Origin of the sequence: Streptococcus sp. OH4692_COT-348, from assembly GCF_003859975.1 — a bacterium.
GTDB lineage: Bacteria > Bacillota > Bacilli > Lactobacillales > Streptococcaceae > Streptococcus.
Window position 1 is genome coordinate 1 of sequence record NZ_RQZB01000065.1, and the last position, 391, is coordinate 391.

The 391-nt window shown below is 37.3% G+C and carries 1 protein-coding gene; it reads left to right on the top strand.

Annotated elements, in window-relative coordinates:
• Positions 1 to 69: 69 nt before the first annotated feature.
• Positions 70 to 237 carry a hypothetical protein gene (locus EII37_RS10920; RefSeq protein ID WP_124788566.1) on the top strand — a complete coding sequence of 56 codons (168 nt, stop codon included), beginning with the start codon at positions 70 to 72 and terminating at the stop codon, positions 235 to 237.
• Positions 238 to 391: the final 154 nt, after the last annotated feature.

Sequence of the window (391 nt, forward strand, 5' to 3'; positions counted from 1 at the left end):
TGATGATATCAATGATGACCAAGCAGACGCCTTTTGTATCTTGCTCTATGTAGAAAGTCAGGAGAATGAATGATTGTAATTAATATTGCCTTGATTATTCTTGGCATTTTATATGGTGTGGGTTCAGTTACCAACTTTAAGGAGTGGTACTATCGCCATGACTATCTAGCTATTATGTTAAGTGTATTTACATCTATCTTATTGGTAGTAGCTGGAATATTAAACGTGGTGCGCTGATTGACGGTGCTTAAATGTTATAGAGTTAACAGCCAAGCAATAGGGTGCAAGGTGACGGGAATGCCTTGGTTAAATGAGTGTCGCCAACTAACAGCCCTTTGCAATTAGAGATATAAGTAAGATGTGATAATAGTATTGGCTACTTCAAATGGTT

Bases quoted from the DNA above. Each gene is read 5' to 3' on its own strand.
- EII37_RS10920 (WP_124788566.1), top strand. From the start codon at position 70: ATGATTGTAATTAATATTGCCTTGATTATTCTTGGCATTTTATATGGT.